Here is a 21,375-nt window from a genome sequence, read left to right as displayed (position 1 = left end):
CACGGATAACGTTTTTTTATATTGAAATCTGTGTTCATCCTTTTTATCTGTGGTTATTCATATTTATAATATCCTTCTTCCTCGATTCGGGTAATACTTTCAAATCGATCAATTTTCCATCTTTTAAAGTTCCTTCTACCGTAGTTTGGTATGGCGCATGCAATTTAAAATGTACGTCCCAAGCTTTCGGCCAGGCTGGAAAAAGGTAAATCTGTTTTCCATCTGCCTGCAAAAGCATTTCCTGTAAACCAATCATTCCGGAGCCACCCCAATTGTGATCGGGTGCCCAGTCGAAGCCCGGTCCCCAAAAGGCAGGAAACCTTCGTTCTGAATCTTTTAATTTTAGCGTTGTTAATCTGGCTGCTTCTTCGCTTAAACCTAATCTGGCGGCAAAAATATTATCCTGTTTCCATCCTACATGACTGCGAAATTTAAGTACATCAGTATCGTATTTAAAGGTATTGATGGCGGTATCTAAATCAGGCTTCCCAATACCATAAATACCCCATGGATAAACCGGATATAGTTGCGGACTTTCTACATTATTAATCCTTTCCCAAAGTTTTGCAGGAGCAATGGTGGTATGCCCCTGAAAAGATCTGAAATTGATATCAGGAATGGTTTTGAGCATTGCTGTCCATTCGTTACGTTTATTTTCGGTTAAGCCAGGCAATTCGACCAGGCGCTGGAGCACCGTTTTCAGTGCTGCAATGGTAGAAGTTGAATTGTATGCCATTTTATAGGTTTCTGCACCTGAACCGGGATACAAAACCAAATGCCCGTCACCATCAAGAGCTTTTGCACCACGTTGTTTGGCTAAATAAGTATAATGCTCTTTGAAGAACGTTAGCGAGCTTTCAATCAATGACAGATACTTATCTATATTCCGGTTGTCGTAGCGATTCGTTTCGAGGATCATCATACAAAACTCCAGAACCGTATCCCATTCGTATTCGAGCCAGGCGTTATATTCCACACCTTTATCAAAATCAGCTGGACGTTTCCAGCCGTATTCGGCAGGATTTGGTAGTCCGAAATTCTCCAATTGCTCGGTAAAACTTGCTCCTTTATGGCCCCATGCAACTTCTGTTCGGATTTCTGCATTTCTGAGTAAATTGAGATAGAAATCGAACTGCGGTGTCATCATATCGAAATCGCCACTTTTAAGCATAGGCCAGTAAACCAAACGCTGATTTTGTGCGGTATGGGTACCTCCTCCCCAGTTTCTGAAATCAGGAGTATATTTTAAAGCTGTATCGGTAAGCTGCGGATCGAAAGTGAATAATCCGCCGTTAAATTTAGTGGGATATTTACCGAATGCATTACAGCCCAACATGTAGCGGAAAAGCTGATAGTTTTTAGCCGATTGGTTAGCAGCTTCATCTTTAGCCTGTATGTAAATGAAACTTTTGTTCCAGTAATTATTCCACCATTTGATGCTGGCTTGCTGATCGTTTTTGATGCTTTGGTTAAGGCTGTTTAGTTCCTTTTCCCAGATATCAATAGCCGCAGTTTTACTGGTATGTAGTGTAATGGTGAGGTGTTCGGCTGTAGTTGGTTTTTTACTTTTCAGGCTCCAGGCCTTAAAGGGGGTGCTCAAATAAGTTCCATTGTAATTTCCAGCTACTACCATATTATCTCCCTGCATTAAACCGCCAAAAACCAGGTTTTTTAAGGGATTAAACAGCCCGGTTTTTCTATCCTCCAATCCTTGCTGCTTTACGGCTACATCGAATACGGTTTCTGCTTTGTTTTGGTGATAAAACTGTATGCGGTTTTGCTTAAAGGCAATTTCATCTTTTAATGTTTTTACAATGCCTTGCGGCGCCCATTTATACGAGTTCTGGTTATTTTCTTTACCCTTAGTAATGCGGTCTGCAAAACGCCAGTTTTCGTAGCTAGCAGTTGTTGTTATTTTTTCGCCCGATTGGATGTTTAAATGGATAACAGGTTTAAAAACATCTACCCAAACTTTGATTTCGGTTTTTGTTTTTCCGTTTGCACCTGAGATTTGGGCATAACCATCTTTCAAAACCAGTTCTTGTTTAAAAGTTTGTCCAGCAAATGGGTTCGGGCTGAACTGGAGCTTGATTCGGCCAAGTTTTAAGAGGGTATTGTTTTCATCGAAGGTCCCACTGCGTGAAAGGTACAGGTAAACTTCGCCTTTTTCTACCCAGAGATTTAAACCGATATCGCCACCGCCAACCGGCATAGATTCGGCTGAATTGATACTTTGGTTAGTCCAAACTACGTTAGCTAAATCTTTTCCTTGTGAAAATGCAGCTGGTATAGCGAAACAGAAAGGCACTAAGAGCACCAAGGCAAGTTTTTTAGTTTCAAGGTGCATTATTTTCGACCACCTGAGAGATCTAAGAACACCTGAGGAATGGTTTAAAAATATTGACCATATCAAATGCATAAGCACATTTAAGTCCATTCTCAAAATATTTCTTTGCTTTTGTGTCTTTGTGGTTAAAATCATGGTTATTGCTCCCAATTGTCGGTACGGAAAGAGGAAACTGGCAGGCCATCATTCCCAAATAAATCGCCGTTTACAAAATCTTTAAAGGCATAACGTACCGCTACAGGTATTTTTACCTCTTCGGCCGAAACGATTACACTGCTGCCTTTTATCGCTGCTTTGGCTGGATAAAATTTCTGGTCTGCGCCCGCAATCTCAAATAAAGATAATGTTTTACCAAAAGAAGTTAATCCGTTGGGTACATTTTGAAATTTAATGGTGGCAGTATTTTTTTCAATACTTACCGATTCATATGTAGGACTAAATGCACCAAAGCCTTTGATGCCATAAGTTTGAGCCAGGGCTAGATAGGCAAGCCTTTCGCCACCTTGCTTTTTATTGGCGGGGTGAATAGATTTTTCTTCGCCAATATCCATTAAAACCGCCATTCCGCTATGTGGGATTTTACTGAGCGATTTGCGCTGGGCATCTCTTAAATAAGCCGAATTATAGTTGGTGCCTGGTTTGGCTATTAATGAATAGTTGTAGGGTGCAATTTGCGCATAGTAAAAAGGAAATTCGCCGTTATCCCAGTGTTGTCGCCAACTCGAAACCATGGCTTGGAATAAATCTTCGTAACGCTGTGGCCGCTCGTAATTGGATTCGCCCTGATACCAGATGGCACCCTTAATGCCATAACCAATAACCGGATAAAGCATGCCGTTGTATAAAGTAGTGGGCGTTCTGCTTACTTCTTTAATGGAATCGCCTTTTGCAGGGATTTTAACTTCTGTAAAGGGCTTTAAATCATCTGGCGACATCCATGCCTCGATAGTAGAACCGCCGTAACTATCGTTGATTAAACCAATGGGTACATGCAACATTTCGCTCAGCAGCGAACCGAAATAATAAGCGGTAGCACTGAAATTCGAAACGGCTTCTGGCTCTGATAGTTTCCATTGCGAAGGTTTGCTGTTATCCTGCCGCTCTGTGATAGATGAACGCGGAACCGTGTACAACCTAATATTTGGATTAGAAGACTTTAAAATCACTTCGTTTGAACCGATTATGGGTTGGCTTTTAAAACCTTTCATGGGCATTTCCATATTAGACTGGCCACCACAAAACCAAACTTCGCCAATCAGGATGTCTTTCAGTACCAGTTTTTCGCCATCATTTAGTTCAATTTCGTATGGTCCGCCGGCTAAAGGGGTAGCCACTTTAACTTTCCATTTTCCAGCCTGATCTGAACTTACGGTATAGCTTGATTTGTTCCAAGAAGTCACAATTTTAACTTTGCTTGCGGGTTTTGCCCAGCCCCATATGGCTACATTGCTTTGCTGTTGTAGCACCATGTGATCGGTAAAAATGGATGCAGGCTTTACCGTGGCGAAGGCAATGCTGCTGCAAAGGCTTAAGAAAAGTATTAGTTTTAATTTCATTGTTGTGTTATTTTTTTAGCGATTACCGTGGTCGTCATTTCGAGCGAAGTGCAACGTAGTCGAGAACCCGAAGGCTCTGCGAAGCAAAATCTATTATAGATCTCTCCATTCCGCTTTGCTTCAGTCGAGATGACGATCAGAGTAATTTTATCTACTCAGCGGCAACCAAACCGACATTTCTGAATGGCCCCGGTTGCCCCAGGCAAAGTATGGTACCAGTTTTAATGTTGTTGCTGTATTTTTATCATCAATAGGTTTGTAAAGTACATTTTTCCAGTTGTTAGGTGCTACAATTTTAGCATTGCCCGTTAATGCCATCACCCTCGCTCCATCAATATCCATGGTTTGAGCTTCAAATTTGGTTGAGGCGGGTACAAAAGCATTGAAAATACTTTTGCCCGGTAAATCGGTTGATTCTAAACAATATACCACAGGGCCACGCTTTACGGCTACCTGATTCCGGTTCTCCTCTACTAAAGGATTAGCTTCAATTAATACAGCCTCCATAGGTAAATTTAAATCAATCCTATCGCCTTTTTTCCAAACCCGCTTAATCTCCGCGTATGTACCCGGAACTACTGGTATCTTTTCAGCTTTACCATTAATGCTGATCTTTGCATCGTGAGTCCAGGCGGGGATCCTTAAAAAGATCGAATAGGCTTTGCCCGCACTTTCTTTCATCGTAATTTTGATCTTCCCATCCCATGGATAATCGGTTTCTTGGGTTAAGGAAAACTTGCTGCCGTCAGCCAGCCTAGTACTTAAGTTGTTACCACCATATAAATTGAACCACAAGCCTTTATCTGAAACGCTGTAGGCATAATCGCTCACTTCCGCAATGGTACGCACTACATTTGGTGGACAACAGTTAGATAAAGCGATATAAGGTACACGATCTTTCGACCAGCGTTGTTTAAAGGGCAAATCATTTGATTGGGCAAGCGGATTGGTATACAAGAAATTCTTACCATCTAAACTAATGCCTGATAAAACGCTGTTGTGAAGTGCGAGTTCCATCACATCGGCATATTTTGCATCGCCGCTAATCTGTAGCATGCGCCAATTCCAGAGCACATTACCAATATTGGCGCAGGTTTCGTTGTGTGCCGTAAAGTTGGGCAGCTGGTAATCGCGTCCGAAAGCCTGGTGTATTTTCTGCACATCTGCCGGGTTGTATGAGGTTCCATCAGGCGACGTGCCATCGTAAAGCGAACCACAACCACCGGTAATGTACATTTTATGCTGGTTTACGTCATCCCACATTAAATTAAGCGTTTTCAAAAGCGAATCCTTACCAGTTTCGGCATATAAGTCGGCAACGCCAGCATACAGGTAATTGGCCCTTACTGCGTGCCCCATGGCTTTGGTTTGCTGTAAAAAGGGAATACGATCCTGGTTATCATCCGTTCCGTCGTCTATTTTTCCTTTAATGGCAATTAAATGTTTGGCCAGTTCGAGGTAGCGGGTATCTTTTGTAGTCCGGTACATTTCCACAACGCCCATATAGTGTGATGGACAAATGGCATTCCGGGCCAAAGTAGGCGAAGCTGATTTGTAGAAATTATACAAATAATCGGTAGCCTTTTTGGCGATATTGAGCAAGGTGGTTTTACCTGTAGCGCGGTAATGGATGCAGCCGGCGGTCATTAAGTGACCAATGTTGTAAGATTCGAAGCTAAGGCGATCCTGAAACTGGTTGTTGGCGCCGGTTTTTCGCTGCTCGATCATGGCTTTGGTGTAAATGTAGCCATCTGCACGTTGCGATTTACCGATTACCGCAATCGCCTTATCCATCATATCGTTCAGCTTAGGGTTTTTGGTCGAAGCGTAAAGTACGGCTACTGCTTCTAATGTTTTGTAATAATCACCATCGTGGAAAGATGGACCTGCATGTGATCCAGTATCTAAGCCTGCAGCAATTTCGAAGTTTTTGAAGGCATGACTGATTTTAGGATCGTTATAAATGGCCCACATGTTGGGTACCATGGTTTCGGTAGCAACTTTAAAGCGGTCGGCCCAGAAACCTTTTGTCCAGGTTACATCGCTCAGGTTAATGCTGTGCAGTTTGGCATAAGGACTGTTTGAAGTATTTACCAGCGACTTATCCTGTGCTTTTGCCACGGAGGCTAAAGCCAAAAAAATAAAGACTAAAGCTGATAAAGAAATGAATGACCAGCAACGGTTCAGTATATCATTTAAAAACGAGCAGCTATGCAATTCTTTTTTTATCATTTTTCTTCAATTTGAATGGTAACCGGTCCCAATAAGCCAGCCGGATTTAATGGCTTTCCCTCCAAGCGGAAAGGTGCTGTTGTTTTGGTAATTCTTTTATCTTCAGGTAATTTACTATCGCCGATTAAACGGTTTGCCCAGGTGTTTACTACCTCAATACTGATTTGGTTCTCCCCTTTTTTAATGGCTTTGCTGATATCCAGGCGATAAGGCGGGGTCCATAAAGTGCCGCAAGTAATGCCATTGATTTTAACCTCTGCCATGCTCGAAAAAGCACCTAAATCTATCCAGGCCTTTTGCGTATCGCCCTTATAAGTGAAATTTTTGGTGTAAACTGCAGTTCCGGAATAATAGCGGATTAATGAATCAGGATTTTTGGTCCAATCGCTAAGCTGATTAAAGGCAACTGGTTTTGGTGGGCCACCATAAGCAGGATTGAACTGTACTTGCCAGTTATCTGAAATATCCAACGCTTTTTTATCGATGGATTTATTTTTTGCGGCTTTCAATTCGTCCTCTGCACTACGCGAATAAAAAGAAAATACTTCCGGCGTATCCAGTACCAAAAAAATAGATTGGTTAGGATATAAGGTTAAATTGATGTCAGTACCATCAAATGTGTTGTTAATCTTATGCGGCTCAGACCATACATTACTTACTGCATCATAGCTTTGTATCGATTTTTTGCCATTTCTTATGTTGAAGAGTAATGCTCTTTTTCTATTTTGCTGATTAGAGATAAAGTAAATTTCCTTGTTTCCATCAACTCTGTGGGCGTAAGCAATATCAGGTGCATAATCCTTATTTAAATGATTGTTTGTGAATTCATTAATATTTAAATCTCTTTTCAAGCCTAAAACATCAAAGGTTTCGCCATAGAAAGGTGCCTTAAAAATCTGTCCCAATCCTACTTTTTTGGTGTAAACAGGATGGTTATTGTTTTTATATGATTCGAAGTTTCCACCCCAAATTTCATCCACAATTTTATTAAACTCCATGGCATTAACCTGTTTAATACCAGATTGATAAAGTGGTTTATCTCCAACAATTACCTTAGCTCCTGCTTTTATCAACTCGAAAAGTTTTTTAACTGTTGCGTAGCTCATGTACTGGTAATTGGGGTTCATTTTCATGGCTCCCGGGAATACCAGAATTTTATAAGTAGCACCACTTGCAAAAACAACATCACCATTTTTAACGGTAGCGGTGCCCAATACATCGGGATTAAAACTATCGTAAGCATAGCCACGTAAAGGGTTTACCCAGTTTTCGGGATCGGCCATGTTGGCCGAATGGGTAACACCGGAAGGAATCTGCCTCAATGGTTCTCCAACATTTGCCAAACGTTTTCTTTCCGATTCGACAACATCAGCTCCAAAAATTCCCGGTAAGGTTTCTACCAACCTATCGGGCAAAACCGAACGGCGGGGTAATTCTTCGCCTGTGAAAACAGCAATATCAACCACTGGTTTGCCTTGCTGCAACAGATTTTGTGTGCGTGTGGCATAATCTATCCAGGCTTTTCCGAGTTTCCACCAGGTTTGGTCGCGCTGAAAATAAAGACCTACCCCATCTAAGGTCACCCCCGGCTTTCTATCCACCCAGGGGTTATGCGCAAAAACGTGGTAGCTTAGTTTGTTAATTCCCAGGGCATAATTACGGTCCTGCAGCGTTTTCATATTCCCCGGATTTTCGTTCCAGTCCATCCGTACGGTGGTAAATGCTTCGGCCTGAATAATATTTTTACCATAAATATGTGCACCAGAAATGGCATCGAGCATATCATTTGGTTTATCGTGTGTAGGGCTGTTCAGCCAAAATTCACCCATGGGTACATCTACGGTTTTATAATGTAACAGGCCATCGCTTACCATGGTAGGTGCCACACTCTCGGCTGTAAAGGTTACACCTTTTTCTTTTGCGAGCTTGGCCAGAGTCTTATAAAACTGATCAACAACCAGTTCGGCAATGGTTTTTCTTACATCGTATAAGAAATCTTCAGATACTTTTGCGCTTTCTACCGGTAAACCCGTCATAATGGGTAGATAGGGCGTTAAATCATAACCTCTGCGTTTTAAAAATTCAGCTTTAAACAAAGGCGACCAGTTCTGGCTGCCACACTCCCAGCTGTCGACATGAAAAACACTCAATACCTTTTTAGCAATTTCGGGTCCGCCGTGTTTTAAAGCTTCTCCGTACCAGCTATCGAATTGAAGTTTAACAGCTGCGGGATTAAATTTATCGCACTCTAAGCCCATTCCACCACCTGCGGTAGCATTGGTATGGCCAGTAGATGTATGTCCGATTCTTAGAATGGTCCAGTTTCCTTTTGGAGCTTTCCAGTTTAAAGTACCGTCAGGATTTAATTTACTGGTGAGGTTAATAATACCTTTTAACGGAACGCAAAGATTTTTGGCAATTTGTCTCTCAGTGCTTCTTTTGCTCAACCGCCAAACCGAGCCATTTTTCCCTTCAAACTGATTAATCTGCACTTCGGCAGAAAGTTCGAGATTCACCAGCTTTAATGAAGGTTTCCACTTGGCGGCATCTAAATCTTCTGCTCCTGGTTCGGAACCTATTTTATCGTAAATAAACCTGAAAAATTTAGCTGTGGTGGGCACAATTGAATGCGTAACATCTTCATCTGTGTCCTGCCAGCCATGCCGCGGAGCCTCTAACCTGCCAATGGAACGATAGGTTTTTCCGTCGTTACTCACCTGGATGGCCAGACGCTGGGCCTGGTAATTATTGCCGCTCAGCCTGATGGTTACCGTTCGGCAAGTGAAAGGTTTTTCAAATTCGTACTGGATATAGCATGGTTCGCTGGAACCAAAGTTTTTCTTATTGCCAGGCGTTATCAATCCGCTTGCATCAGCACCATTACTAGCCGTAATTTTAGGGATTACCGTGCGTGTAGAGATGCCTTCGCCAATAGGTGAAGGATAAGCATACACCGCTATATTGCGGTAATAATCTTCCTTACTTTCGGGTTGAGGTAAATGTATTTTAGTGATTGTATTACTGATGTTTATTTTTGACCAAACTACTTTTTGCATAGATTGCTCGGGTTTAATCCAGGGGCCACCAGCCAGGGCGAAACCATCGCTTACATGCATGCCCAGTTTAAGGTTTAGTCGTTTGGCTTCACTCATGGCAAACTCGACCATTTGCCACCATTCAGGCGTAAGCTGCACACTGGGCGGATTGTAAAGCGGTGTCTTATCTGCGCCCTGGATGCTCATTAAATATGCTCCGCCAATGCCATTGGCTTTCATCGCCTCCAAATCGGCGGTTATACCTGCTTTTGAAACGCCTGCCTTAATCCAGTACCAAAATACCCAGGGCTTTGCATTTTCGTTTTGAGCATAGGTTTGCTTTGAAAAGCTTATGCTTAACAATAAAACAACGGACAGTATCTTAAACCAACTAAGTTTCATTTTTCGCAGAGGCAATTAAGATTTGTGTGCAATTTTATAGCCGCTTAAACCGAAGTAAAGCACCACTATAAAGCAAATTAGTGGTATGCTATAGCCAATCTGAATGTTATCGCCATACAAATCAATCAGGCTCCCCATACCAAATGGCAAAATGGCCCCACCAACAATCGACATAATGAGCCACGATGAACCCGGTTTGGTATCATCGCCAATGCCATCGATACCCAGTGCAAAAATAGTCGGGAACATAATCGACATGAAGAATCCGAGTCCGCCTAAAGCATAAACGACGTAAGAACCCTGTCCTAAAATAGCTACCAGGCACAAGATTATCGAAATAACTGCATAAATGACCAGAAGTTTACTTGAAGATACAAACTGAAGGATCGCAGTACCTGCAAAGCGCCCCACAGTAAATAAGAGTCCGTATATGGCTAAGTAAGAGGCAGCTGTTTTCTCGTCGAAACCACCACCTTGTTGCGCCATTCTGATGAAAAAACTGGTTACGCAAACCTGTGCGCCCACATAAAAGAACTGTGCTACAACTGCCCACTTGAGGTGTTTGTGACGTAATGCTCCAAAGAAACTGCCTTTGGCTTCGCCATCAATACTTTTGGTTTTGATTTCGGGAAGGTGGATGAAATAAAATATAACTGCAATAACCAGTAAAATAATTCCCAGAGAGATGTATGGTGTTTTAACTGAAGCAGCTTCTTCAAGGAAATAACTGTTGCGGCTGGTTTCAGTCATTGCTGCAAGTTGATCTTTGGTATGCGATTTTCCGGAAAGGATAAACAAACCACCAATCATTGGTGCTACCATGGCCGCTAAACCGTTAAAAGATGCGGCTAAGTTTAACCTGCTGGTGGCTTTTGCCGGATCGCCCAATACTGCAGCATAAGGATTTGCCGAGGTTTCGAGCAGGGTTAAACCACAACCAATAATAAAAAGTGCAATGAGAAAGGTAATATACGAAAGGTTATTAGCCGCTGGAACAAATAAAAATGCGCCAAATGCAAAGGCCAGTAAACCTGAAATCATTGTCGCTTTGTAGCCCCATTTCTTTAAAACAATACCTGCTGGAATGGCCATTAAGAAATAGGCAAAGAAAACCGAAGTATCAATTAAGGTGGATTGGCGGTTATTTAAATTACAAGCTTTCTTAAGGTGTGGAATGAGGATAGAATCGAGGTTATGTGCCATTCCCCAAAGGAAAAATAGGCTAACTACAAGTATAAATGGTAATATGTACTTCTTCCCCGATGAGGGATCGTGCTCAGTTACAATTTCAGCTGGTGTATTGTGGTTCATTATATTTGGTTTTATTGGTTCATTCGTTCAATAGTTCATTTGTTCATTGGTGTCACTTGTTCATTGGTGGTGGTATGGCGCTTAGATATAAGCATCCAGACTAATGAACTAATGATTACAGAACTAATGAACTTTTTTTACTACAAGCAGATGGTCGCAAACCAGTACTACTTCTCCGTGCTGGTTAATGATTTCTACGTGCTCGGTTACGGTGCCATATTCAGGTCTTTTGCTATCCCTTTTTCAGAAATGGTTACTGTTGAGTGGATGGTATCGCCAATGAAAACAGGTTTTATAAAGCGAAGCTTATCGTAACCCTTCGACATGGCTTCGGGATTAATCTCTGAAGCGGTAAGACCGATACCAATGCTGAAAATCATGGTGCCGTGTGCAATACGCTGTTTAAACGGTTGGGTAGCACACCACTCGGCATCCATGTGGTGTGGAAAAAAATCGCCGGTATGTCCCGCGTGAACAACAAAATCTGTTTCGGTTATGGTGCGGCCTAAGGTTACACGTTTATCCTGTAATTGGTAGTCTTCAAAAAATGTTGATTTGAAATACATAGTTTTCGTTTTTTTAAGCGATACAATCGCTTTGCTCCTTCATCCTCGTTACAAACGAGGACGATGTTTTAATTAAATTGTTGTTTAACCTTCACCCCACCCGTATCGCTCGATTGATAGGCACTCTCCACAACCGCCATGGTATCGATAACATCTTCAACACTGGTATGTAGAACATCGGTTGAGCCTTCATTGTAGCGCATTAAATTGGCCATGGTACCGATAAAGGCTTCTGGAAACCAGGAACCCTCCAGTTTTACGGTTTGCCATAGCGGTGTTTTACCTGCTTCTACTAGGCAATATTCAAAAACATCAGGCACACCATGCGGATAATCCATCAATAAGCCGATTTTAGCTACAATGGCTCCTTTGGTTCCCTCCCATTTGATGTAGCTTTCCTGGTGGTTTGGACCAAAATCATGGTCGTGGTTAGTGTTAATTACCGCATGCATGGTATCTCCATAATCGAATAAAATGGTAGAACGCGAAGAAGACAAACTTTTAGCCGGGTGTTTTAAGGTTTTAGCCAGCACACTTTTAGGATTGCCTAAAAATGAACGGATTAAATCAACATAATGGATACTGTGGTACTGAATTTCCAAACGCGGGTGAATAATTACATGCGGGAAAATTTCCCAGGGGGTTTTAACGGTAACACGCACTTCCATGTCATACAGTTCTCCAATTAAACCTTTATTTATCAAGTATCTTGCAGCACTTACAAAAGGCGCAAAACGCAATTGAAAGTTAATGGCGGCTTTGAGTTTTTTTGCATGGCATAAAGCTAAAATTTCTTTGGCCTGGTTAAAATCATCGCCCATTGGTTTCTGTATTAAAACCGCTGCACCATCGGGCAGTTGCTTTAACGTTTCGATATACTGCTCGGGCATGATGGTAACATCGAATACCGTATTTTTTGGTGCTGCGGCAACTGCCTCGGCAAGGGTATCAAAAACATGCGGAATGCCGAAAGCATCGGCCAGTTTCTGTGCTCTTTCTTTTGTACGGTTTACAATGCCATAAACTTCGAAACCAGCGATTTTATATGCAGGCAGATGGGCATCAGCCACAATTCCACCAGCACCAATAATGATAATCGGCTGTTTGGTTTCGGGTAAAGTTGGTTTATATTGGATATCGATACTCATCTAATTCAATTCGTTAATCTGGTTTTGGGCTCTTTCAATTAAACTTGCAGATGCTTCTGTGGTGTGCATCGCTTTCAAAACCATTTCATCAATAATTTTGGCTATTTGTGTCCAGTTTTTATGCTGCGGCAGCATGTTGGCCACCTCATGCAACTGTTCTAATTTGTGGTAATAAGGAATAATTTCGTTCACCTCCGGATCTTTCCATGTCGAAAGGCGGCAGCCGATGCCCCTTCCAGCGTCAGCAGTTTATCTTGTTTTGCATTAGTGGCAAATTTCAGAAAATCGTAAGCTACATCCTTGTTTTTACTGCCTTTGGCGATTGTATAAAGCCAATATACATTTAAGGACGCCGATGCCTTACCGGCAGCTGCAGGTAGTAAATCTACCCCAACTTTCCCTTTTACCTTCGAATTTGCATCTACTTCGCACATTCCGGCAAAGCCAAACCAGTTGATCATCATGGCGGCTTCGCCCTTGGCAAAAGCTACTCCGGCGGCAACCGATTCAAAATCTTTTGATTGAGGATGAACAGCGGTTTTATCGTTCACTATTTTCCGGTAAAAATCAAGGCCATCAACAGCGGGCTGGCAATTAATGCTGATGTTTCCGGCTTTATCTACCAGGCTGCCTCCCCTGGTCCACAGTTGGAGGCAAAAATCGAAAACCGTATTGTGACCGTCGGGATAACAGGCAAAGATGCTACCATACAGATTATCGGCCGGGCGGTTGAAAAACTGAGCTACCTGATGAAAATCTTCCCAGGTTTGGGGTACTTCGAGCACCTTTCCATATTGTTTTAGATAATTTGCCTGCTCAGTTTCGTTTTCAAATAAATCTTTGCGGTAAATGAAACATTCCGGGCCATCGTGAAAGGGCAATCCCACTACTTCCCAGCCAAAACGCTGTAAGCTCAATAACGATTTACTCCAGCCGTTGGGAAAGCTTACCGGTTTATTGGTGTTAATATAAGGGTTTAAAATCTCAAATGCCTGACTCAGGTAACCTTCATACACCCAATCGGTATTGATGTGGGCAATATCGAATAAACCATTTGCCAAACCTTTACGTGTAATGGTGCTCTCGTAAAGTTCGTGTAAATCCATAATCACCAATTCCAGTTGAAGTGTGCAACCGGAAACTGCACAATAGCTGTCCCAGAATTTCTGCATAGCAGATTCGAAAGGACCAAATTTACGTACGGCAATTTTGAAGGTATCAGCTTGGTTAGACATTGGCAATGGTACTGTGTGTAATAAATTCTTTGATGATTTTCTCGTTGTCCTGACCCAGTTTTGGCGAACCTTTTGGTGAAGTTAATAATTCTCCATCAATACGGATTGGGCATCTGGTGGTTTCATATTTATAGCCATCCAACATTTGAACTTCCTGTATCATATTTAATACTTTGAAACCATCATGTTGCATTAAAGCGTTCCAGTTTAATACATCCGAACACCAGATATCGGCTGGTTCTAATTTTGAAAGCCATTTTTCGGTGGTTTGGCTGAGCAAATGACTGGCTAATATGGCTTTAATTTCATCGCGTTTATCGAAAGCTTCGCTCACTTCAACATAATCTTCGAGCTTTTCGCAGCCCAGTAAATTCCCCAACTGAGGAATAGAGCCCATGGCCAACGCCAGGTAGCCATTTTCGGTTTGGTAAATGCCATAAGGGGCACCCAAATAGGCATTTGCATTGTTCTGCTTCGATCTTTCGGGCAAAGCGCCGCCATCGTTCATAAAGGTTGTAATGGTTTCAAACTGAAAATCGTAAGCCGATTCCATCATGCTAACCTGCACAAAACCACCTTCATTTTTGATGGCCTTGCGGTATAAACAGGCCAATATTCCCTGGGCCAGATGTGCACCTGCCAGCATATCTACAATGGATAAGCCCATGGCAACCGGACCGCTATCTGCATTGCCGGTAAGGGAGGTTAATCCGGTAACAGATTGCAATAACAAATCCTGTCCGGGTTTATTTTTCCATTCGCTATCAGTTCCATAGCCCGAAATTTCGCCGTAAACAATGGCTGGATTTAAAGCACTAACGGATGGGTAATCGAAACCTAAACGTTCCATTACGCCCGGCCGGAAGTTGTGGATCATCACATCTGCTTTTTTAAGCAGCTCGCGTACCATTTCGCAATCTTCTACGCTTTTTAAATCAACTTCAAAACTTTCCTTATTCCGGTTAATGGCATGAAAAACCGACGATTCGCCATTCATAATCAGATTTGAAGTGTAAAGGGTGCGACAAATATCGCCTACCCCTAAACGCTCAATTTTGATTACACGCGCACCCATATCAGCCAAACGCAAACTCGCAGAAGGCCCCGAAAGGAACTGACTGAAATCGATAACTAAATAATCTTCAAGCGGTCGCATAATTTTATTTTTTATATTCTTTATTCTTCTCCCGTCGTCCCGACCAACGAGTCGTTCCCGTCATCCCGACCGTAGCGGAGGGATCTGTTTTAAAAGATTTCTCCATTTCGCTGCGCTCCAGTCGAAATGACGACTATCTATCGGTTGCTTTGTGGTTCGTGTCACCACGAAACACTCTAAGTTATTCGTCATCCCAACCATATTGGTGGGATATGTTTAAAGTAAACATGATCGTCATGCTGAACTTGTTTCAGCATCTCTTCTACTGTAAACAGACCCTGAAATAAATTCAGGGTGACGGATTGTCTATTTTATTTCAAACTCCCTGTTAATACTTTCCGTATCAAAACCTAGTTTTGGCGCAGCTTTTTTGGCAAATAACTTTCTTTGGTTCAGGCGGATCGGGCTTACCGTGGTTTTGATACTTTTTCCTCCGTCCAAATCAATCTGTTGCTCAATGTTCAGATTTTTATAGGTACTTAAAGCAGTGGCTGTTTGGTAATTGAGCACCTCCGCACACCAGATACCGTTACTTTCTAACAGGTTAACCCAATTGCTGGTATTTTCCTGTTTAAAGGTTTCGGCCAACCGTACAATTAATTTATCGCGGTTTTCGAAAGCAGAACCTGCTTCAACGTATAAATCTGTTATGTCGCAATTGATAATGGCGCAAATATTTGGCAGGTTTCCCATGGCCATGGCAATATAACCGTCTTTGGTTTCGTACATGCCATAAGGCGCACTTAAATAGGCATGCGCACTGCCTTTTGCACCGCTTCTATCTGGTAATTTTCCCCCATCGTTCAGGTAAGTGGTAATTACTTCAAACTGCACATCCAAAATCGATTCGAGCAGGCTCACTTCAACCAGTACACTTTTATTGGTTTTGGCCCTTTTAATTAAAGCTGCCATGATTCCCTGTACCAGGTGATTACCGCACATAATATCAGAAACAGATAAACCAAATGGAACGGGGCCATCGGTATCTATCCCCGATAAAAAGGTTAAACCAGAAACCGATTGTACCAATAAATCCTGGCCGGGTTTGTTTTTCCACGGCCCCTCATTGCCATAGCCGGTAACCATGCCGTAAATAATTTTTGGATTTATTTGTTGTACCCGGGCATAATCCAGGCCAATTTTCTCCATTACTCCCGGTCTGAAATTATGCGTCATCACATCCGCTTTGGCAATCAGTTTTTTAAGTTTTTCTAAATCTTGCGGATTTTTTAAATCTGCGGTATAACTTTCTTTATTGCGGTTGATGGTATGGAAAAGCAAACTGTCTTCATCCACAAACAGATTTTTGATCGATAAAGCGCGACAGGCATCGCCGGTTTGAGGTCGCTCGATTTTAATTACGCGTGCGCCTAAGTCGGCCAGTTTTAAGCCAGCCGATGGTCCTGCCAAAAACTGACAGAACTCTAAAACCAAAAGTCCTTCTAACGGCCTGTTCATGATACTGCTAAGCTTTTAGATTTTTGATATAATTCGTTCAAAACAGTTAAAACTGTTATTTCATCACCTTTGCCCATCAAATAATCGCGCACTACATCGCCGGCATGATCCTGAAAATACATCGAACCATGATAGCGCGGACGGAGAAATGCACGTTGTAAGGCAGGTAAGGTATTTAAAAAGTAATTCTGGCTTTGCCGGTTTACTTCTTCATTTTTCCAGGCTGCCAAATGAGCTGGCTGACCTCCACTTTCGAAATATAGTGTTGACTGACAAGCTGGTGAACCAACAAACTCAGCATATCTGGCCGCCATTTCGGGATCGGCACATTTGGCAGAGATAGCCAATCCGGTGCCGCCCAGTGTGCTCCTCAAATTGGTTTTTCCATCCAGCGAGATCATATCATAAAAATGCAGCACTTTGCGCGCATAACCATTTCTCGAATAATTGGAATAACCGTAGGCAAAGGGACAATAGGCAATTTCGTCGGATAAAGTCATGGCTTCATAAACCTGAATCGGATTTCTGCTAAAGTTGGTCGGATCTATTTTTGATGCCAGTTGGCGATACATTTGCAATGCTTTTACTCCGGTTTCGATCGATACTACCTGATCATCGCTCTGGCAGGGATCTTCGCCCAGAGAGCAGCAAAGGGTATAAAAATTCATTAAAACATCAATTGGGATGCCTGCAAAAGCGACCAGACCCGCATCGGCCAGGGCTAGTAAATCTTCAAACGACTTTGGTAAAGAGAAGCCTCTTTCTGTTAATAAATCCGGCCGGCTGGCGGCAACAGGCGTAGCAGCATCAATGGGTAAAGCCCATAAATGATCATCGTAGGTATAACTTTCGTAAGATTGCCCCAGCGAATTGTTTTCCTGATCTTTTAAATAAGCCTCGCTAAGGTAAAAATCTAAAGGAACAATTGATTTGGTTTTGGCCGCAAAGCCAGCCCATGGGTGATCAATTACCAACAGATCGAAATGTTCGGCCAGTTCCTGAATAGAGAAATCGGCAAATTGTTGCAAGCTCCGCTTTTCCCAGGTGATGTTCACGTTAGGGTGCAATTCTGAAAAACGCTGTGCGGTTGCCACCATGGGCAATAACCCACGACTGTGGTTCCAGGTTATTCCTTTTAAATTAATCGTCTTCTCCACTTATTCTTATTATTTAATTTTTTTATTCCGTCATTTCGAGCGAAGTGCAATGGAGTCGAGAAATCTGATTATAGATCTCTCCATTTCGCTGCACTACAGTCGAGATGAAAACTTTCAAGCTTTCATCCCTCCGGTAACTCTCCCATTACTGCTTCGAACTGCATTTATCTCATCATTTACCCGTATTAATCACTATTGATGACGAGGACAAACCTGCTGATGTTGCTGTTAACTTAATTGTTCCTGCTTTTTCTGTAGCTTGTAAAATAGCCAGGCACAAACCATGAAAAGCTTTGCGGTAACTGGCTTTAAAAGGCTCCATACTTGCCTGAAAGCCATTGTCTACACCGGCGATAAAACCTGCACCTGCTACTTTAAAATCAACAAGGTTATCGGCATTAGGCACTACATTTCCGGCTGCATCTAAAATACGTACGGTAATAAAAGACAAATCCTTACCATCGGCTTTGATCTGTTTCCGGTCTGCTATCAATTCAATTTTGGCAGGATCGCCAGCAGTTTTTATTTCACGAACCAGAACCTCTTTTCCATTTTTACGCGATACCGCTTTGACTGTACCTGCTTCGAATTTTACGTTCCATTGTACATGAAGATCATCGTTCTGTTTTGATTTTTTGCCTAATGATTTTCCATTCAAATAGAGTTCTACCTCATCGGCCTGGTTGTAATAAGCCCAAATCTCAACCAGTTTACCCGGCTCCCAGTTCCAGTGAGGAAGGAGATGCAGTACAGGCTTATCGGTCCATTCACTTTGGTACAGATAATAAGAGTCCTTTGGGAAACCTGCTAAATCTACAATCCCGAAATACGAGCTACGTGCCGGCCATGGATAAGGTAGCGGCTCGCCAAGGTAATCAAAACCTGACCAAACGAACAGTCCCGAAACATGGTCGTATTTTTTTGCTGCTTTCCAGGTTTCTTCGTGCGTAGAGCCCCAATAGGCCGAAACATTGTCGTAGGCAGATGCCGACCATGCTGCATTCCCTTCGGTGAATTTCGTTTTTCCGTCTCTCGGCCAGCGGCGAATAGTATCGGCAGTATCGTAAAAACCTCTGGTTTCTAATGCAGAAGTGGTTTCGGTAGCCAGAAATTTAACACCCGGATAATTTTTAGGCCAGTCTTTATACAGTTTGTGGTTATAGTTTAAGCCGTAAATATCCAGGGCATTGGCCTGATAAATAAAGTTTTTCTTCGCGTCGGTTTCGGTCAGGGCCGAAATTACTGGTCGGCTTTGATCAAGGTTTTTAACGATTGAAACCAGTTCTTTTGTGATGGCTACACCAGTACTATCGAACTGTTCGCGGATCTCGTTACCAATGCTCCAAAGGATAATGGACGGATGATTACGGTCGCGGAGGATCATATCTTCCAGATCGCGCTTGTGCCATTCGGCGAAATTGAGGTGATAATCGTTTTTGTTTTTCTTCTTCGCCCACATGTCAAAAGCTTCATCCATAACCAGAAAACCCATTTTATCGCATAGGTCTAAAAATTCGGGTGCAGGCGGATTGTGAGCTGTACGGATAGCATTTACGCCCATCGCTTTCATGATTTCAAGCTGACGTTCCATGGCGCGTACATTAACAGCAGCACCTAAAGCACCTAAATCGTGATGCAGGCAAACACCCAATATTTTGGTAGGTACTCCGTTTAACGAAAAGCCCTTTTCGGCATCGAAATGGAAAGTTCGGAATCCGAATTTAGTTTCGTAAGTATCGATGGGTTTGTTGTTTTGGACAATTTGCGTAACCAGTTTATATTGAAAAGGCTTAGCCAACGACCAAAGCACCGGGTTTTTAAGCAGGCTTTCGCTGTTGACGATTAACCCTGCCGTATCTATTTTGATATTTTGTGGTTGTGTTTTTGAAATCAATTTGCCATTGGCATCGTAAATGGTGTGCACCAAAGCTACTAGCTGCAGTCTGAGGGTTTTGTTCTTGATTTGGGTTTGCACACTCACCTTGCCTTTAGTATCGGTAGTTACAAATGTTCCCCATTTGGCAACAGCCACCTTTGCTGTTGAGCTTAGCCACACATTTCTGTAAATACCCGATCCTGAATACCAGCGTGAATCGGGTTGTGCAGAATTGTCGACCTTTACTGCTATGATGTTCTTACCGGGTTTTAAAAACTGGCTGATCTCGTAAGAAAATGAGCTGTAACCATAAGGACGCTTGCCCAGATGGTGGCCGTTTACCCAAACTTCGCTGTTTTTGTAAACGCCATCAAATTCAATACTGATCAATTTGTTTTTGAAGTTGGCTGGCGCAGTAAATTCTTTTCTATACCAGCCAATACCGGTTGGTAAGCCTCCACCCTCTGGTTTTGCAGGGTTTTTCTTGTCGAACTTGCCTTCAATGCTCCAATCGTGAGGCAGTGTTAATTTCCTCCATTTCAAATCGCTATAAGTAACCGATTTTGCCTTCGGTTCATCGCCTAAGTAAAATTTCCAGTCTTTGTTAAAACTGGTTCTACTTCTGGTTTCCGTAATCCTATCGGTTGGTGTCTCACCGACCGAAGTTTGGCTATACTGGTTGGTGAGACACCAACCAGTAGGAATAATGGTCGCGGCGCAATGATATGATATCGCTAAACATGCAATTAAAAAAAATAAAATCTTATGGCTACCCCGTATTCTCATTTCTTAATTATTGAACAAAATTCACTTTACTTTTTCCTAAATCTTTCGAAGTAGCCACAGCAATGCCACGCTGGTCTTGTTTATTCACCGCGCAATAAAAGTGGTACACCACACCCTTATATTTGATCACAAATGATTTGTGTGCATAAAGCTCATCGTACTTTTCTGACGATTCGATCAGGTTGCCCCCGTCCAGTCGGTCCAGTTTATCAGGTCTTTAGATGCCGCAAAGCGGTTAAAAGAACCTTTTCTGTCCTGCCAGAAAGCACCGAAGTAAAACATTACGTAATTATCGCCTATTTGCTGGATCACGGCATCGCCGGTAATGCCAACCGGGTGGTGAACCACCGGATCTTTCATAAAGCGTTGCCAATGGATCATATCATCTGATACCGCCATACCGATACGTTCGTACCAGCGTGTTTTTTTGTTATTCGCCAGCGAATCGCCAACAGCATTGTAGTACATTACAAAAGGATGGCCGGTTAACTTTTTCTGATCGGCAATCACCGTACTTTTAAATAGTTTATGCCGGTTTTCCCACCAGCGTACATCGCTGTCGAGCGAGCTCAATACTGGTTTATCCAATCGTTGCCATTCCTGCACTACTGAAGGATGTTTATCGGTGTATGCCATACCGATTGATAGAGGTTCTACCTCGTATCCGCGTTCTTTACCACCGAAGTACGACATCCAGTATTTGCCATTAAAGCTTTTAGCCTGGTAACTTCCACCCCATTTGATATCTAAAAGTGCGTTGTACCCGGCTTTTTGGTTATCGTCCCATTTACCTGAATCGGCAAACGACATTAACTTACCCTGCTTTTCCCAGTGCAATAAATCGCTGCTTTTGGCCATCGAGGTTTCGTAACCTCTGCCGCTAAAAATCAGGTAAGTCATGTACCAGTATTTACCTTTTCTAAATATGGTTGGGCAATCCATTTTATGGTCTTTGTCGTTCGGAACCATTACCAACCCGTATTTGAAAGGGGTTTTAACTTCCTGGTAAATCTTTTTCATCTCTGCAGCGGAAACTGGATTTTTAGCTTCCTGGGCCCCCGCTGTAGCCGCCGTTAACATGCCAATTAGATATATCCAAATCGTTCTCAT

General features: G+C 42.5%; 15 protein-coding genes. All 15 read right to left on the bottom strand.

The window, feature by feature from the left end:
- Positions 1 to 43: 43 nt before the first annotated feature.
- The 15 genes from G7074_RS23305 to G7074_RS23245 all read right to left on the bottom strand — a co-directional run bounded on the left by G7074_RS23305 (position 44) and on the right by G7074_RS23245 (position 21,375).
- The gene (locus G7074_RS23305) at positions 44 to 2,347 is read right to left on the bottom strand and encodes a DUF5703 domain-containing protein (protein ID WP_124561429.1); all 2,304 of its coding nucleotides are present in this window, start codon (positions 2,345 to 2,347) and stop codon (positions 44 to 46) included.
- Between the two features lie 137 nt (positions 2,348 to 2,484).
- On the bottom strand, positions 2,485 to 3,903 hold the full coding sequence (locus G7074_RS23300) for a sialate O-acetylesterase (protein ID WP_166211644.1): 1,419 nt from the start codon (positions 3,901 to 3,903) through the stop codon (positions 2,485 to 2,487).
- A 147-nt stretch (positions 3,904 to 4,050) separates the two neighbouring features.
- Positions 4,051 to 6,135, bottom strand: coding sequence for a glycoside hydrolase family 127 protein (locus tag G7074_RS23295; protein WP_124561427.1), 2,085 nt, complete (start codon positions 6,133 to 6,135; stop codon positions 4,051 to 4,053).
- On the bottom strand, positions 6,132 to 9,572 hold the full coding sequence (locus tag G7074_RS23290; protein WP_166211641.1) for a glycosyl hydrolase: 3,441 nt from the start codon (positions 9,570 to 9,572) through the stop codon (positions 6,132 to 6,134). The genes G7074_RS23295 and G7074_RS23290 overlap by 4 nt, the downstream gene beginning before the upstream one ends.
- A gap of 15 nt (positions 9,573 to 9,587) precedes the next feature.
- The gene (gene fucP, locus G7074_RS23285) at positions 9,588 to 10,883 is read right to left on the bottom strand and encodes an L-fucose:H+ symporter permease (RefSeq protein WP_166211638.1); all 1,296 of its coding nucleotides are present in this window, start codon (positions 10,881 to 10,883) and stop codon (positions 9,588 to 9,590) included.
- Between the two features lie 206 nt (positions 10,884 to 11,089).
- The gene (locus G7074_RS23280) at positions 11,090 to 11,449 is read right to left on the bottom strand and encodes a MaoC/PaaZ C-terminal domain-containing protein (RefSeq protein WP_240916393.1); all 360 of its coding nucleotides are present in this window, start codon (positions 11,447 to 11,449) and stop codon (positions 11,090 to 11,092) included.
- Between the two features lie 68 nt (positions 11,450 to 11,517).
- The gene (locus G7074_RS23275) at positions 11,518 to 12,597 is read right to left on the bottom strand and encodes a Gfo/Idh/MocA family protein (protein WP_124561423.1); all 1,080 of its coding nucleotides are present in this window, start codon (positions 12,595 to 12,597) and stop codon (positions 11,518 to 11,520) included.
- The gene (locus G7074_RS27375) at positions 12,598 to 12,789 is read right to left on the bottom strand and encodes a hypothetical protein (protein WP_240916392.1); all 192 of its coding nucleotides are present in this window, start codon (positions 12,787 to 12,789) and stop codon (positions 12,598 to 12,600) included.
- Positions 12,786 to 13,832, bottom strand: coding sequence for an extracellular solute-binding protein (locus tag G7074_RS23270; RefSeq protein WP_240916391.1), 1,047 nt, complete (start codon positions 13,830 to 13,832; stop codon positions 12,786 to 12,788). The genes G7074_RS27375 and G7074_RS23270 overlap by 4 nt, the downstream gene beginning before the upstream one ends.
- Complete coding sequence (locus G7074_RS23265) at positions 13,825 to 14,988, bottom strand: CaiB/BaiF CoA-transferase family protein (RefSeq protein ID WP_166211635.1); 1,164 nt, start codon at positions 14,986 to 14,988, stop codon at positions 13,825 to 13,827. Before G7074_RS23265 ends, G7074_RS23270 begins: the two co-directional genes overlap by 8 nt.
- Positions 14,989 to 15,294: 306 nt before the next feature.
- Positions 15,295 to 16,446 (bottom strand): CaiB/BaiF CoA-transferase family protein, encoded by a 1,152-nt coding sequence (locus G7074_RS23260; protein ID WP_166211632.1) that lies wholly within the window; start codon positions 16,444 to 16,446, stop codon positions 15,295 to 15,297.
- Positions 16,443 to 17,603, bottom strand: a complete 1,161-nt coding sequence (locus tag G7074_RS23255) for an ABC transporter substrate-binding protein (protein WP_124561419.1) — start codon at positions 17,601 to 17,603, stop codon at positions 16,443 to 16,445. The genes G7074_RS23260 and G7074_RS23255 overlap by 4 nt, the downstream gene beginning before the upstream one ends.
- 172 nt (positions 17,604 to 17,775) lie before the next feature.
- Positions 17,776 to 20,265, bottom strand: a complete 2,490-nt coding sequence (locus G7074_RS23250; protein WP_166211629.1) for a sugar-binding domain-containing protein — start codon at positions 20,263 to 20,265, stop codon at positions 17,776 to 17,778.
- Between the two features lie 7 nt (positions 20,266 to 20,272).
- Entirely contained in the window at positions 20,273 to 20,395 is a 123-nt protein-coding gene (locus tag G7074_RS27730; RefSeq protein WP_255456754.1) for a hypothetical protein, read from the bottom strand.
- Positions 20,396 to 20,442: 47 nt separating this feature from the next.
- Complete coding sequence (locus G7074_RS23245; RefSeq protein WP_240916390.1) at positions 20,443 to 21,375, bottom strand: glycosylase; 933 nt, start codon at positions 21,373 to 21,375, stop codon at positions 20,443 to 20,445.

This window comes from Pedobacter sp. HDW13, from assembly GCF_011303555.1.
In the GTDB taxonomy this organism is placed as follows: Bacteria; Bacteroidota; Bacteroidia; order Sphingobacteriales; family Sphingobacteriaceae; genus Pedobacter.
Note: the sequence above shows the minus strand (reverse complement) of the source record. Positions and strands in the feature narration are given on the sequence as shown.